General features: G+C 72.8%; 13 protein-coding genes. All 13 read left to right on the plus strand.

What is annotated here, in order from left to right; all coding sequences use genetic code 11:
- The first annotated feature begins 85 nt into the window (after window positions 1-85).
- The 13 genes from pdhA to paaE all read left to right on the plus strand — a co-directional run bounded on the left by pdhA (window position 86) and on the right by paaE (window position 13,148).
- Window positions 86-1,231: a pyruvate dehydrogenase (acetyl-transferring) E1 component subunit alpha gene (gene pdhA / locus JIX56_RS45685; RefSeq protein WP_257550110.1), complete on the plus strand. Its 1,146-nt coding sequence runs from the start codon at window positions 86-88 to the stop codon at window positions 1,229-1,231.
- Between the two features lie 5 nt (window positions 1,232-1,236).
- Window positions 1,237-2,256, plus strand: a complete 1,020-nt coding sequence (locus JIX56_RS45690) for an alpha-ketoacid dehydrogenase subunit beta (RefSeq protein ID WP_257550112.1) — start codon at window positions 1,237-1,239, stop codon at window positions 2,254-2,256.
- Window positions 2,253-3,830: a dihydrolipoamide acetyltransferase family protein gene (locus JIX56_RS45695; protein ID WP_257550114.1), complete on the plus strand. Its 1,578-nt coding sequence runs from the start codon at window positions 2,253-2,255 to the stop codon at window positions 3,828-3,830. The genes JIX56_RS45690 and JIX56_RS45695 overlap by 4 nt, the downstream gene beginning before the upstream one ends.
- Window positions 3,831-3,909: 79 nt before the next feature.
- Window positions 3,910-5,628, plus strand: coding sequence for a phenylacetic acid degradation protein PaaN (paaN, locus tag JIX56_RS45700; protein ID WP_257550116.1), 1,719 nt, complete (start codon window positions 3,910-3,912; stop codon window positions 5,626-5,628).
- Entirely contained in the window at window positions 5,621-6,802 is a 1,182-nt protein-coding gene (locus tag JIX56_RS45705) for a thiolase family protein (protein WP_257550118.1), read from the plus strand. The genes paaN and JIX56_RS45705 overlap by 8 nt, the downstream gene beginning before the upstream one ends.
- Entirely contained in the window at window positions 6,799-7,569 is a 771-nt protein-coding gene (locus JIX56_RS45710) for an enoyl-CoA hydratase/isomerase family protein (protein ID WP_257550120.1), read from the plus strand. Before JIX56_RS45705 ends, JIX56_RS45710 begins: the two co-directional genes overlap by 4 nt.
- A complete protein-coding gene (locus tag JIX56_RS45715) occupies window positions 7,566-8,432 on the plus strand; it encodes a 3-hydroxyacyl-CoA dehydrogenase family protein (RefSeq protein WP_257550122.1) in 867 nt (288 codons plus the stop codon). Before JIX56_RS45710 ends, JIX56_RS45715 begins: the two co-directional genes overlap by 4 nt.
- A complete protein-coding gene (locus tag JIX56_RS45720; RefSeq protein WP_257550124.1) occupies window positions 8,423-9,268 on the plus strand; it encodes an enoyl-CoA hydratase/isomerase family protein in 846 nt (281 codons plus the stop codon). Before JIX56_RS45715 ends, JIX56_RS45720 begins: the two co-directional genes overlap by 10 nt.
- A 56-nt stretch (window positions 9,269-9,324) precedes the next feature.
- Window positions 9,325-10,302, plus strand: coding sequence for a 1,2-phenylacetyl-CoA epoxidase subunit PaaA (paaA, locus tag JIX56_RS45725; protein WP_257550126.1), 978 nt, complete (start codon window positions 9,325-9,327; stop codon window positions 10,300-10,302).
- The gene (paaB, locus tag JIX56_RS45730; protein ID WP_257550128.1) at window positions 10,299-10,595 is read left to right on the plus strand and encodes a 1,2-phenylacetyl-CoA epoxidase subunit PaaB; all 297 of its coding nucleotides are present in this window, start codon (window positions 10,299-10,301) and stop codon (window positions 10,593-10,595) included. Before paaA ends, paaB begins: the two co-directional genes overlap by 4 nt.
- A 23-nt stretch (window positions 10,596-10,618) precedes the next feature.
- Window positions 10,619-11,497, plus strand: a complete 879-nt coding sequence (gene paaC, locus JIX56_RS45735; RefSeq protein WP_257550130.1) for a 1,2-phenylacetyl-CoA epoxidase subunit PaaC — start codon at window positions 10,619-10,621, stop codon at window positions 11,495-11,497.
- Complete coding sequence (gene paaD, locus JIX56_RS45740) at window positions 11,491-12,033, plus strand: 1,2-phenylacetyl-CoA epoxidase subunit PaaD (RefSeq protein WP_257550132.1); 543 nt, start codon at window positions 11,491-11,493, stop codon at window positions 12,031-12,033. The genes paaC and paaD overlap by 7 nt, the downstream gene beginning before the upstream one ends.
- Window positions 12,033-13,148: a 1,2-phenylacetyl-CoA epoxidase subunit PaaE gene (paaE, locus tag JIX56_RS45745; protein WP_257550134.1), complete on the plus strand. Its 1,116-nt coding sequence runs from the start codon at window positions 12,033-12,035 to the stop codon at window positions 13,146-13,148. Before paaD ends, paaE begins: the two co-directional genes overlap by 1 nt.
- The last annotated feature ends 177 nt before the right edge of the window (window positions 13,149-13,325 follow it).

Below are 13,325 nucleotides of genomic sequence, written 5' to 3' on the forward strand. Positions count from 1 at the left end.
CGCTGGTTCAGCCGAAGTGTTGAACACATATTCCGTTATGGCGACCATTCTCCTGTCAAGTGTCCAGAGAAAGTGAGTGCCCTCCATGTCCGTGAAGAGCCTCCGACAGACGGTCCAGGTCCTCCTGCCGTCCCTCACGCCGGTGCGGTTCGTGGCCGAGGACGGCACCCCGGTGGCCAGGCCGCCGGCCGGATACACCGAGCCCCCGGTCGAGACCCTGCGCGACGCCTACCGGCGGATGGTCCTGGGACGCCGGTTCGACACCCAGGCGACCGCGCTCACCAAGCAGGGGCGGCTCGCTGTCTACCCGTCCAGCCGAGGTCAGGAGGCATGCCAGATCGGCGCCGTACTCGCCCTGCGCCCGGACGACTGGCTCTTCCCGACCTACCGGGACTCCATGGCCCTGGTCACCCGCGGCATCGACCCCCTCGAGGTACTGACGCTGCTGCGCGGCGACTGGCACTGCGGCTACGACGCGGCCGCCACCCGCGTCGCACCCCAGTGCACGCCGCTGGCCACCCAGGTGCTGCACGCCACAGGCATGGCGGAGTCGCTGCGCCGCAAGGGCGGGGACGGTGTGGCGATGGCCCTTGTCGGGGACGGCGCCACCAGCGAGGGCGACTTCCACGAGGCGCTGAACTTCGCGGCCGTCTTCCGCGCGCCGGTCGTCTTCTTCGTCCAGAACAACAAGTACGCGATCTCCGTGCCGTTGGCCCGGCAGACCGCGGCGCCCGCCCTCGCGTACAAGGGTGTCGGCTACGGGGTGCGCTCCGAGCAGGTCGACGGCAACGACCTGGTCGCCGTGCTGGCGGTGCTGACCGCGGCCGTCGAGCACGCCCGCGCCGGGCACGGTCCCTTCCTGGTCGAGGCGCACACCTACCGGATGGACGCGCACACGAACGCCGACGACGCGACCCGCTACCGGGACGACGAGGAGGTCGAGCGGTGGAGCGCCGCCGACCCGCTCAGCCGACTGGAGGCACACCTGCGGGCGCGCGGCGCGCTCACCGACGAGGACGTCGCGGCGGTGCGGGAGGAGGCGGAGACCCGGGCAGCCGACCTGCGCGCGGGCATGAACGCGGACACCGTCGCCGACCCGCTGGAGCTGTTCGACCACGTCTACGCCGAGCCGACCCCGCAACTGCGCGAACAGCGCGCCCTGTTGGCCGCCGAGCTGGCCGATCTCGCCGAAGCCGACGAACCCACCACGCTTCAGACTCAGGAGGACTGACGGCCATGGCCAAGGTCACGATGGCGCAGGCGCTGAACACCGCTCTGCGCGACGCGCTGCGCGAGGACGAGCGCGTACTCGTCTTCGGCGAGGACGTCGGCCCCCTCGGCGGCGTCTTCCGGATCACCGACGGACTGACCCGCGACTTCGGCGAGCAGCGCTGCTTCGACACCCCGCTGGCCGAGGCCGGAATCGTCGGACTGGCCGTCGGCATGGCGATGGGCGGCTTCCGGCCCGTGGTGGAGATGCAGTTCGACGCCTTCGCGTACCCCGCCTTCGAGCAGATCGCCTCGCACGTCGCCAAGCTGCGCAACCGCACCCGGGGGCGGCTCACGCTACCGATGGTGATCCGCATCCCGTACGCGGGCGGCATCGGCGGAGTCGAGCACCACTGCGACTCCAGCGAGGCGTACTACGCGCACACGCCGGGACTCAAGGTCGTCACCCCGGCGACGGCCGAGGACGCGTACTGGCTGCTGCGCGACGCCGTGGCCGACCCCGACCCGGTGGTCTTCCTGGAGCCCAAGAAGCTGTACTGGTCGCGGGAGGACACCGACCTGGAGCGGCGCGCCGCTCTGCCGTTCGGGCGGGCGGCGGTCCGGCGAGAGGGCCGTGACGCCACGGTCGTCGCGTACGGGCCGTCGGTTCCGGTGGCCCTGGCCGCCGCGGAAGCCGCCGCGGCCGAGGGCATCGAACTCGAGGTCGTCGACCTGCGGACCCTGGTGCCCTTCGACGACGAGACGGTCACGGCATCCGTACGCCGGACCGGGCGCTGTCTGGTCGTCCAGGAGGCCCAGGGCTTCGCGGGTGTCGGGGCGGAGATCGCCGCACGCGTGCAGGAACGCTGCTTCCACTCGCTGGCCGCACCCGTCCTGAGGGTCGCAGGCTTCGACATCCCGTATCCGCCGCCGAAGCTGGAGCACGCGCACCTGCCCGGCGTCGACCGGATCCTCGACGCCGTCGACCGCCTCCAACTCGCCGACGAGCCGGACACCCGGCACCTCCTGAGGGGAGCGGTCGCATGACCACCGCAACGCTCCAGGAGCAGCTGTTCCGGTTGCCCGACCTCGGCGAAGGACTGGCCGAGGCAGAGATCATCGAGTGGAAGGTCGCGGTCGGCGACACGGTGACGATCGACCAGATCGTGGTCGAGGTCGAGACCGCCAAGGCCGCGGTCGAGGTACCGGTCCCGTACGCGGGCACCGTGCTGCGGCTGCACGCGGAGGCGGGCACGGCCCTGGCGGTGGGGGAGCCGCTGATCACGGTGGGGGCGCCGGCCTCCGGCGGCGTCGCAGCCTCCGAGGGGGCCGGGCGTGTCGGGGGCGCCGTCGGGTCCGGTGGCGGACCTCGCCCCGGGGCGCCGGGGGCCGGTACGGCCGATGGCACCTCCGGTACGGCGCCGGGCGGGCCGGTGTCGGTCGACGCGGCCGCGGAGCGTTATAGGGAGGAGGAACAGGCCGGTTCCGGCAACGTCCTGATCGGCTACGGCACCGGCCACGGCCCGGCGACTTCACGCCGCCGCCGTCGGCGCGCCGCCGCGGTGGCCCCGGGCGAGGCGACCGGGGGCGCGAGCACCTCAAGCACCGGTGCCGCGGCTGCCGATGCCGAGGCCCAGATCGGCGCCGGAACACCGGCGCACGACGGGCACCCGGCCCCGGCCCCGGCCCCTGCCCCGGCAGGACCGTCACACGCACCCCGGGTGATCTCCCCCCTCGTTCGGAGGATGGCCCGGGACCACGGTGTCGACCTCGCCGGTCTGGCGCCGTCCGGTCCCGCCGGCGTCGTCCTGAGACGGGACGTGGAGCAGGCCATCGCGCTGGCCCCGCAGGCGGCCACCGGCCCCGGCGTCACGGCGGACGCCACGGCTCAGCAGGCGCCCGCGCCGGAGGCGCCAAGGTCACCCGACGGTCCCGAGCGCATCCCGCTGCGCGGAATACGGGGTGCCATCGCGAACAAGCTCTCCCGCAGCCGCACCGAGATCCCCGACGCCACCACCTGGGTCGACGTGGACGCGACCGGCCTGCTCCAGGCCAAGAAGGCACTGGAGGCTGCCGAACCCGGCCGCCGCATCGGGCTGTTGGCCCTGCTGGCCCGCATCTGCGTCGCCGGACTCAGCCGCTACCCGGAACTGAACTCCACGGTGGACACCGAGCGGCGCGAGATCGTCCGCTTCAGCGAGGTGCACCTCGGCTTCGCCGCCCAGACGGAACGCGGCCTGGTCGTCCCCGTCGTCCGCGACGCCCAGCACATGACGACCGTACAACTGGCCGCCGAACTCACCCGGTTGACCGATCTCGCCCGCAACGGGAGCCTGCCGCCCGACCGTCTGACCGGCGGGACCTTCACCCTCAACAACTACGGCGTGTTCGGCGTGGACGGATCCACGCCCATCATCAACCACCCGGAGGCCGCCCTGCTCGGCGCGGGCCGCATCGTCGACAAACCCTGGGTGGTGGACGGCGCGCTCGCAGTGCGCAAGGTCATGCAGCTCTCCCTCAGCTTCGACCACAGGGTGTGCGACGGCGGTGTGGCCGGCGGCTTCCTGCGCTATGTGGCCGACTGCGTGGAGCGTCCGGTGATCCTGCTCGCCGACATCTGATCCGGCCCCTCAACTTCCTTTCGTCCGCCTGGGTGCTCCGCACCCACCGACCTACCGAACGTTCGGCCAGGAGCCCCTCGTGTCCACTGACCCACACCCCGACTTCTTCGTACGCCATACGGATCTTCTCCACCAGGCGGTGGAGCGTGCCGCCGACCGCGGCTATTGGACGCCGTACCCGGAAACCCCCAGCACCTCCGCGTACGGAGCCGGGGCACCCGAGCTGGGCGAGGCCGCCTTCCGCGGCCGCCTCGGCCGTCCCTTCCCCCTCGAAGGGCACCCCACGACCGGTACCGTCCCCGCCGCCGAGGTCTCCCCCTACGGCTTTCCCCTCGGCATCAGCTACCCCCACCTGGTGCCCGAGGTCGCGGTCGCGACGGCCAAGGCAGCCGCCGTGGCGTGGCGCGCCGCGAGCCCGGACACCCGGGCCGGCGTCGCGGCCGAAATCCTGGCCCGGCTGAACGCGGCGAGCTTCGAGATCGCGCACGCCGTCCAGCACACCACCGGCCAGCCCTTCGGTATGGCCTTCCAGGCAGGCAGCCCGCACGCCCAGGACCGCGGGCTCGAAGCGGTCGCGTACGCCTGGCAGGAGCAGCGGCGCCATCCGGCCACCGCCCGCTGGAGCAAGCCGCGACGCAGGGGCGGCCCACTCGTCATGGACAAGACCTTCACCCCTGTCGGACGCGGAGTGGCGGTGCTGATCGCCTGCAACACCTTCCCCACCTGGAACGGCTATCCGGGGCTCTTCGCGAGCCTGGTCACCGGCAACCCGGTGGTGGTCAAGCCGCACCGGCGGGCCGTACTGCCGCTGGCGATCACCGTGCGCATCGCCCGCGAGGTCCTGGCGGAGGCCGGATTCGACCCGGACGTGGTGCTGCTCGCCGCCGAGCGCGACGGCGAGCGCACCGCGCCCGCCCTGGCCACCCACCCCGACGTACGCATCGTGGACTTCACCGGCTCCAGCGAGTTCGGCGACTGGCTGGAGGCCAACGCCCGCCAGGCCGTCGTGCACACGGAGAAGTCCGGGCTCAACACCGTCGTCGTCGACTCCACGGACGACTACGCGGGGCTCCTGCGCAACCTGGCGTTCTCGCTCTCCCTCTACAGCGGCCAGATGTGCACCACTCCGCAGAACATCCTCGTCCCCCGCGACGGCTTCCCGACCGATCAAGGGCCGCGTACGGCCGACGAGTTCGCCACCGACCTGGGCGCCGCCCTGGACAAGGTGCTCGGCGACCCGGCCCGCGCCGCCGCCACCCTCGGCGCGATCGTGAACCCCGGGGTGCTGGGGCGCCTGGCGGAGGCGGCGGCACTGGACCGCACCGCCCACCCCTCCCGCGAACTGGCTCACCCCGACCCCCCGGAGGCGGTGGTCCGCACCCCGCTGGTGGCCCGGCTCGACGCCGAGGCCGACGAGAAGACGTACACCAGTGAGTGGTTCGGGCCGGTCTCCTTCGTCATCGGCACCGACTCCACCGCACACAGCCTGCGGCTTCTGCACGACACCGTGCGGCGGCACGGCGCCCTGACCGCCTCCGTGTACGCGACCCACGAGGGCGTACTGGAGGCGGCACGGGCGACCGCGTTGGAGGCGGGCGTGCACCTGTCGGAGAACCTGACCGGCGGCGTCTTCGTCAACCAGTCCGCCGCCTTCAGCGACTTCCACGGCACCGCGGCCAACCCCGCCGCCAACGCCGCCCTCACCGACCCGGCGTTCGTCACCGGCCGCTTCTCGGTCGTCCAGTCCCGCCGCCACGCACCCGCGTCCGCGCTCGCCGAGGAGAACACCGATGCCTGACGAGGTCTATCTGATCGACGGGGCCCGCACCCCGCAGGGCCGTTACGGCGGCGCCCTGGCGTCCGTACGCCCCGACGACCTGGCCGCCCTCGTCGTCGGGGAGGCGATACGGCGCTCCGGGGTCCCGGCCGACGCCGTGGACGAGGTGATCCTCGGCGCCGCCAACCAGGCCGGCGAGGACAACCGGGACGTGGCCCGGATGGCGGTACTGCTGGCCGGACTGCCGCACACCGTGCCCGGCTACACCGTCAACCGGCTCTGCGCCTCCGGGCTGACGGCCGTCGCCTCGGCCGCCCAGGCGATACGGGCGGGGGAGGCCGACCTGGTCGTGGCGGGCGGAGTGGAGTCGATGACCCGCGCCCCTTGGGTGATGGCCAAGCCCGGCACGCCCTGGGCCCGGCCCGGCCAGGTGCACGACACCTCCATCGGCTGGCGCTTCACCAACCCCCGCTTCCCCGCCACGACCACCCTGTCGATGGGCGAGACGGCGGAGGAGGTCGCCGCTCTGGACGGCATCACCCGCCTCGACGCGGACGCCTTCGCGCTGCGCAGCCACCGGCGGGCGCTCGCCGCCCAGCAGGCGGGCCGCTTCGCGAAAGAGATCGTCCCGGTGCCGGTGAAGGACGGCGAGGTCACCCAGGACGAGGGGCCCCGGCCGTCCACCTCGTTGGAGAGGCTGGGCGGACTGCGCACCGTCTTCCGCGCCGACGGAATCGTCACCGCGGGCAATTCCTCGCCGCTGTCCGACGGGGCCGCGGCCCTGGTGGTGGCGAGCGGGGCGGCGGTCGAGCGGTACGGGCTCACTCCCCGGGCCCGTGTCGTCACCGCCGCCTCGGCCGGGGTCGAGCCCCACCTGATGGGGCTCGGTCCTGTTCCGGCCACCGTCAAGGCGCTGGACCGGGCCGGATGGACGGCCGGTGACCTGGACGCGGTCGAGCTGAACGAGGCCTTCGCCGCTCAGGCGTTGGCGGTCGTCCGCCGGCTGAAGCTCGACGCGGACCGCGTCAACGCCGACGGCGGCGCCATCGCCCTCGGCCACCCGCTGGGCTGCTCCGGCGCCCGCATCCTGCTCACCCTGCTCGGCCGCATGGAACGCGAGGACGCCCGCCGGGGACTGGCGACCCTGTGCGTCGGCGTCGGACAGGGCGTGGCGATGCTCGTGGAGCGGCCATGAGCACGCCCACAAGTACGTCGTACGACACCTTGCTGGTCGAGGAGCACGCGGACCGGATCGTCGTCACTCTGCACCGGCCCGAGGCCCGCAACGCCATCAGCGGCCGCATGATCGCCGAACTGCACCGCGTGTGCGAGGACTTGGAGCGCGACCCCAAACTGCTGCTGCTCACCGGCCACGGCGGGGTCTTCGCCGGCGGTGCCGACATCGCCGAACTGCGGCGGCGCGGCCGCGACGAGGCGCTTCAGGGCATCAACAGCCGCCTGTTCGAGCGCGTGCGCAGGCTGCCCATGCCCACCGTGGCCGCCGTGGACGGCTGGGCGCTCGGCGGCGGCGCCGAGCTGGCATACGCCTGCGACATCCGGATCGCCGGACCGGGCGCGGTCTTCGGCAACCCCGAACCGGGCCTGGGCATCCTGGCCGCCGCCGGCGCGTGCTGGCGGCTGGGAGAGCTGGTCGGCGAGTCGGTGGCCAAGCAGGTCCTGCTCGCCGGACGGAACCTCGACGCGCCTGCCGCGCTCGCCTGCGGCCTGGTCATGGACGTCGTACCGGCCGACCGGCTGACCGCCGAGGCGCACGCCCTGCTCGACCGCATGGCCCGCTTCTCCGCGCTCGCCCTGCAGCTCACCAAGCTCGTCACGGATGCCCCGGGCGCCCACCCGGTGGCCGACGACCTCGCCCAGGCCGTGCTGTTCGAAGGCGGCGACAAGGAGGAGCGCACGACGCGCTTCCTGGAGAAGAACGAGAAGAACGGAGGCCGGGCATGACCTCGGCATCAGCACCACCCGCCGTCGTGGGGGTGATCGGCGGCGGCCGGATGGGCGCCGGGATCGCCCAGTCGTTCGCGGCCGCCGGGTCGTCGGTGGTCGTCGTGGAGCACAACGGCGCGGCCGCGGCCGCCGCCCTGGACCGGATCGCCACCGGGCTGCGGCGCGCCGCCGAGCGCGGGGGACTCAGCGACCCGGTGGCTGACGGCGACCCGGACCGGGTCACCGCCGTGACCGCGATCGCCGAACTGCCCCACGACGCCGATCTGGTCGTCGAGGCGGTACCCGAGGACGCCAAGCTCAAGGCCCGGCTGCTCGGCGCCGCCGAACAGGCCGTGGGGGAGCGGTGCGTGCTCGCCACCAACACCAGCTCCCTGCCGGTCACCGAACTCGCGGCGGCCCTGAAGCACCCCGGACGCTTCCTGGGCATGCACTTCTTCAACCCCGTCCCCGTCTCCGCACTGGTCGAACTGGTCCTCGCTCCCGACACCACAGGGCAGACCCTCACAGCGGCGGTCGGCTGGACGCACGCCCTCGGCAAACAGGAGGTCGTGGTCCAGGACTCGCCCGGGTTCGCCAGCAGCCGCCTCGGCCTCGCCCTCGGTCTGGAGGCGATCCGCATGGTCGAGGAGGGGGTCGCCGACCCGGAGGCCATCGACACGGCCATGCGCCTGGGCTACCGACACCCGATGGGGCCGCTGCGCCTGACCGACCTGGTGGGTCTCGACGTGCGGCTGGCCATCGCCGAACACCTGCACGCGACGCTCGGGGAGCGGTTCGCCCCGCCCGGGCTGCTGCGGGAGAAGGTCGCCCGCGGCGAGCTGGGCCGCAAGACCGGTCAGGGGTTCCACTCATGGCAGTGACCGACGGGGCGGCCACCGAGACTCAGGCGGGCGGGTACTCCGCCCCGTACGGGGTGGCATACGACGTCACCGACGCCGTGGCCGTCATCGAGCTGCGTGGACCCGCGAGCGGCAACACCCTCGACACGCACCTGCGCAGCGCCCTCCTCATGGCGGCACGGCGCCTGACCACGGCCACCGCGCGCGGCGTGCGAGCGGCCCTGATCACGGCCCGCGGCAGGCACTTCTGCGTCGGCCAGGACCTCAAGGAGCACGCCCGGCTGCTGAAGACCGCGCCCGCCGCGGCCTTCGCGAACATACCCAACGACTACAACCCGCTGATCAAGGAGCTGCACGCGCTGCCGGTCCCGCTCGTCGTGGCCGTCGAGGGAGCCTGCGTCGGGGCTGGGCTCGGCATCGCCCTCTGCGCCGACGTGCGGGTCGCCGGTGAAAGTGCTCGCTTCGCGACCGCCTTCACCGGCATCGGCCTGACCTCCGACTCCGGCGTCGCCCGCGCCCTCACCCGCCAGCTCGGCCCCTCACGGAGCGCGGGACTCATGCTCCTGGGCGACCAGTTCTCCGCGCGGGACGCAGAACAGTGGGGCCTGGTACACCGCGTCGTACCGGACGGCTCGGCCACGGCCGAAGGGCTGGCCCTCGCCCGTTCCCTGGCCGACGGACCCACCGCCGCCCACCGGGAGACCAAGGCACTGCTGCGGTCCGCTGCCACCACGCCCCTGCCGGCGGCGCTGGAACGCGAGGCCGTGATCCAGCGGCGGCTCGGTGCCACCGAGGACCACCACGAGGCCGTCGCGGCCTTCCTCGAACGCCGCAGCCCCGCCTTCCGCGGCCACTGACGCACTCACCCCCACCTGACCCATTCACCCACCGAATACGACGGGACACGCACACCATGAACACCCCCGCCGCCACCGCACCCCCGGAGCCCCGGAGCCCCGAGTCCGCCTTCGAGGACACCATTGCCCGCGACCAGCGGATCGAGCCCCGGGACTGGATGCCGGACGGCTACCGCAAGACGCTCGTCCGGCAGATCGCCCAGCACGCGCACTCGGAGATCATCGGTATGCAGCCGGAGGGCGAGTGGATCACGCGTGCGCCGTCGCTGCGCCGCAAGGCGATCCTCTTCGCCAAGGTGCAGGACGAGGCCGGGCACGGGCTGTATCTGTACTCGGCGGCCGAGACCCTGGGCGCGGACCGCTCGGACCTGACCGAGCGGTTGATCGAGGGCCGGCAGAAGTACTCGTCGATCTTCAACTACCCGACCCGCACCTTCGCCGACGTCGGGGTGATCGGCTGGTTCGTGGACGGCGCCGCGATCTGCAACCAGGTGCCCCTGTGCAGGAGTTCGTACGGCCCGTACGGACGCGCCATGGTGCGCGTCTGCAAGGAGGAGTCCTTCCACCAGCGGCAGGGATACGAACTGCTGCTGACCATGATGCGCGGCACCGTCGAACAGCGGGCCATGGTGCAGGACGCGGTGGACCGCTGGTGGTGGCCGTCGCTGATGATGTTCGGCCCGCCGGACGACAACTCGCCCAACTCGGCCCAGTCCATGGCCTGGAGGATCAAGCGGCACACCAACGACGAACTGCGGCAGCGGTTCGTCGACATGACCGTTCCGCAGGCCGAGAAGCTGGGTGTCACCCTGCCCGACCCCGAGCTGCGCTGGAACGAGGAACGCGGGCACCACGACTTCGGCGCTCCCGACTGGGACGAGCTCAAGCGCGTGATCTCCGGTGACGGGCCGTGCAACGCCCAACGGATCGCGCGACGCCGGGCCGCACACGAGGAAGGCGCCTGGGTGCGCGAGGCGGCCGCCGCCCACGCGGCCAAGCAGGCAGCACGCGCGCGTGAAGGAGCGGTGGCATGAGCGGATCGACCAGGGGTGACTGGCCGCTGTACGAGGTGTTCGTCCGCGGCAAGCGCGGCCTCAACCACGTCCACGTCGGCTCCCTGCGCGCGGCCGACGACGCCATGGCTCTCACCCACGCCCGGGACCTGTACACCCGGCGCAACGAGGGCGTCAGTATCTGGGCCGTGCGCTCGGACACCATCGCCGCGTCCACCCCCGGTGAGAAGGACCCCTTCTTCGCGCCGAGCGCCGACAAGGTCTACCGGCACCCCACCTTCTACGACATCCCCGACGACGTCCCTCACATCTAATCCCTCACATCCAGGAGCAGCGCATGAGCGACGAGGACCTGTACGTCGATCACGACGACACGCGGTGGGCATTCGGCACCGGCTTCACCGACCCGCTGCACGGCGTGGACCAGGCGGTACCGGACGGCGTCGACGCCGGTGACCTGGCCGCCTGCTGCCTGGCGCTGGGTGACGACGCCCTGGTGTCCGCCCAGCGGCTGGCCGAGTGGTGCACCCGCGCCCCGGAGCTGGAGGAGGAACTGGCGCTGGCCAACATCGGTCTGGACCTGCTCGGCCAGGCGCGTCTGCTGTACGCCAGGACCGGCCGCGCCGACGGCACGGGGCGCGGCGAGGACGCGTACGCCTACTTCCGTGATCCGGCCGACTGCCGCAACGTACGACTCGCCGAACTGCCGGGCGGAGACTTCGCGTTCACCGTCGCCCGGTTGCTGGTGCTGTCCACCTGGCGGCTCGCCCTGTTCGAGGAACTGACCGCCGCACCCGACCCGGTGCTGGCCGGCATCGCGGCGAAGAGCGTCAAGGAGCTGGCCTATCACCGTCACTACGCCGCCGGGTGGACCGTACGGCTCGGCGACGGGACCGCCGAGTCCCGCGCCCGCCTGGAATCCGCCCTGCACGGCATCGCCCCGTGGCTGAACGAGCTGCTGACCGACCGGGCCGCGGAACGCCTCGGCGCGGCCTCCGCCGTTGTCGCCGACCGGACCCGGCTGTGGCTCGCCGACGTGTTCGTGGCAGCGGGACTCGGCCCGGCCGAGGTCATGCCGCTCGGTCCCGCGTCCATGTTCATGTCGTCGTCCTCCGTCCCGGGCTCCGGCCGGAACGCGGACCACACCGAGCACCTGGCACCCCTCCTCGCCGAACTGCAGAGCGTCGCCCGCGCACACCCGGACGCGGCATGGTGACCGCGACGGAGCGTTCCGAACATCACGCGGAACAGACGGAACGCGCCCGGCACATCGCCTCCTTGGTCCCCGACCCGGAACTGCCGATGCTGACGCTCTCCGACCTCGGCGTGCTCCGCGGCATCGAGGTGGAACAGGACGGCACTGTCGTCGCGCGACTCACCCCGACCTATTCGGGCTGCCCCGCCCTGGCCGAGATGCGCGCCGAGGTCGCCACCCGGCTGCGCGCCGCGGGCTTTCCCGCCGTCCGGGTGGTGACGGTGCTCGACCCGCCGTGGAGCACGGACCGGATCACCGACGAAGGCCGCCGCAAGCTCGCGGAGTACGGCATCGCACCGCCCGGACCCCGGCGGACCCCGGAGTCCGAACCGGGGCGGGTCCGGCTGACTCTGACCCTCGCCCCGACCGCCGTACCCTGCCCGCGCTGCACCTCGGCCGACACCGAGGAGATCTCCCGCTTCGCCGCCACCGCCTGCACGGCACTGCGGCGCTGCCGCGCCTGTCTGGAGCCGTTCGAGCACGTCAAGGACCTCTGATGACCAACTCCGCACCTCCCGCCGCCGTACAGGTCCGCCGCCGTCCGGCCTTCCACGCCCTGCGCGTCGCCGCCGTCGAGCCGCTGTGCGCCGACGCCGCCGCCCTCACCTTCGACCTCCCCGACCGGCTGGCCGAGGAGTTCGTCTTCCTCCCCGGCCAGTGCCTCACCCTGCGCCGCGAGATCGACGGCCGCGACGAGCGCCGCTCCTACTCCATCTGCTCACCGGCCGGGACACCGCTCCGCATCGGCGTCCGCGTCGTACCGGGCGGGCTGTTCTCCTCGTGGCTCGTCCACGGCGTACGCCCCGGGGACACCCTGGAGGTCATGGGCCCGGCCGGGGCCTTCACCCCCGATCCCACCGATGCCGGTCCCCTCGGCCACCATGTGCTCGTCGCCGCCGGATCCGGCATCACACCGATGCTGTCCATCGCCGCGTCCCTCCTCGGCGCGGACGACGCCGCATGCGTCACCCTCCTGTACGGCAACCGCCGCACCGACACCGTGATGTTCGCCGACGAACTCGCCGACCTGAAAGACCAGTACCCGGCCCGCTTCCAGCTCGCCCACGTCCTGTCCCGCGAGCCGCGCGAAGCGGAACTGCTCTCCGGCCGCCTCGACACCGACCGGCTCACCGCGCTGCTCGACGCCCTCGTCGACGTCAGCGGTGTCGACCACTGGTGGCTGTGCGGCCCGCACGGCATGGTCCGCGACGCCCGCACGATCCTCTCCGGCCTCGGCGTACCGGCCGACCGCGTCCACCTGGAGCTGTTCCACGCGGACGAGGAGCCACCCGCGCCGCCCACGGCCGAACGCGACGACGTCACCTCCGCGGGCCCGACGAGCGAGGTCACCGTGGTCCTCGACGGCCGGGCCACCACGTACTCCGCCCCGAGCCACCGCAGCATCCTCGACGGCGCCCAACAGGCCCGCCCCGACCTGCCGTTCGCCTGCAAGGGCGGCGTCTGCGGCACCTGCCGAGCCCTCGTCACCCACGGCCGGGCCGACATGCGCCGCAATTACGCCCTCGAACCCGCCGAGGTCTCCGAGGGCTACGTCCTCACCTGCCAGACCTTCGCCGTCTCCGACACGCTCACGGTCGACTTCGACAGTTGAGGAGCGAAACCGCACTGACCGGGAGCCCGCCTGAGCCCCATGCCTTCCGGCTCGCCGAGCTCCGAACCGACCTTGAGGCCACCTTGCGCGGCCTCAAGGCGCTCGCCGAGGAATCCGGTCGGCGCGGATGCCGAAGCAGCCTCCGAGACCCGGCCCGAGCCACTTGCCCCCGGGACA

The sequence above is a fragment of the Streptomyces sp. CA-210063 genome (genome assembly GCF_024612015.1).
Lineage (GTDB): Bacteria > Actinomycetota > Actinomycetes > Streptomycetales > Streptomycetaceae > Streptomyces.

Coding starts and splice junctions, on each gene's coding strand:
- JIX56_RS45715 (WP_257550122.1), top strand. CDS start 7,566: ATGACCTCGGCATCAGCACCACCCGCCGTCGTGGGGGTGATCGGCGGC.
- JIX56_RS45695 (WP_257550114.1), top strand. CDS start 2,253: ATGACCACCGCAACGCTCCAGGAGCAGCTGTTCCGGTTGCCCGACCTC.
- paaE (WP_257550134.1), top strand. CDS start 12,033: ATGACCAACTCCGCACCTCCCGCCGCCGTACAGGTCCGCCGCCGTCCG.
- JIX56_RS45710 (WP_257550120.1), top strand. CDS start 6,799: ATGAGCACGCCCACAAGTACGTCGTACGACACCTTGCTGGTCGAGGAG.
- paaC (WP_257550130.1), top strand. CDS start 10,619: ATGAGCGACGAGGACCTGTACGTCGATCACGACGACACGCGGTGGGCA.
- paaA (WP_257550126.1), top strand. CDS start 9,325: ATGAACACCCCCGCCGCCACCGCACCCCCGGAGCCCCGGAGCCCCGAG.
- JIX56_RS45720 (WP_257550124.1), top strand. CDS start 8,423: ATGGCAGTGACCGACGGGGCGGCCACCGAGACTCAGGCGGGCGGGTAC.
- paaB (WP_257550128.1), top strand. CDS start 10,299: ATGAGCGGATCGACCAGGGGTGACTGGCCGCTGTACGAGGTGTTCGTC.
- pdhA (WP_257550110.1), top strand. CDS start 86: ATGTCCGTGAAGAGCCTCCGACAGACGGTCCAGGTCCTCCTGCCGTCC.
- JIX56_RS45690 (WP_257550112.1), top strand. CDS start 1,237: ATGGCCAAGGTCACGATGGCGCAGGCGCTGAACACCGCTCTGCGCGAC.
- JIX56_RS45705 (WP_257550118.1), top strand. CDS start 5,621: ATGCCTGACGAGGTCTATCTGATCGACGGGGCCCGCACCCCGCAGGGC.
- paaD (WP_257550132.1), top strand. CDS start 11,491: ATGGTGACCGCGACGGAGCGTTCCGAACATCACGCGGAACAGACGGAA.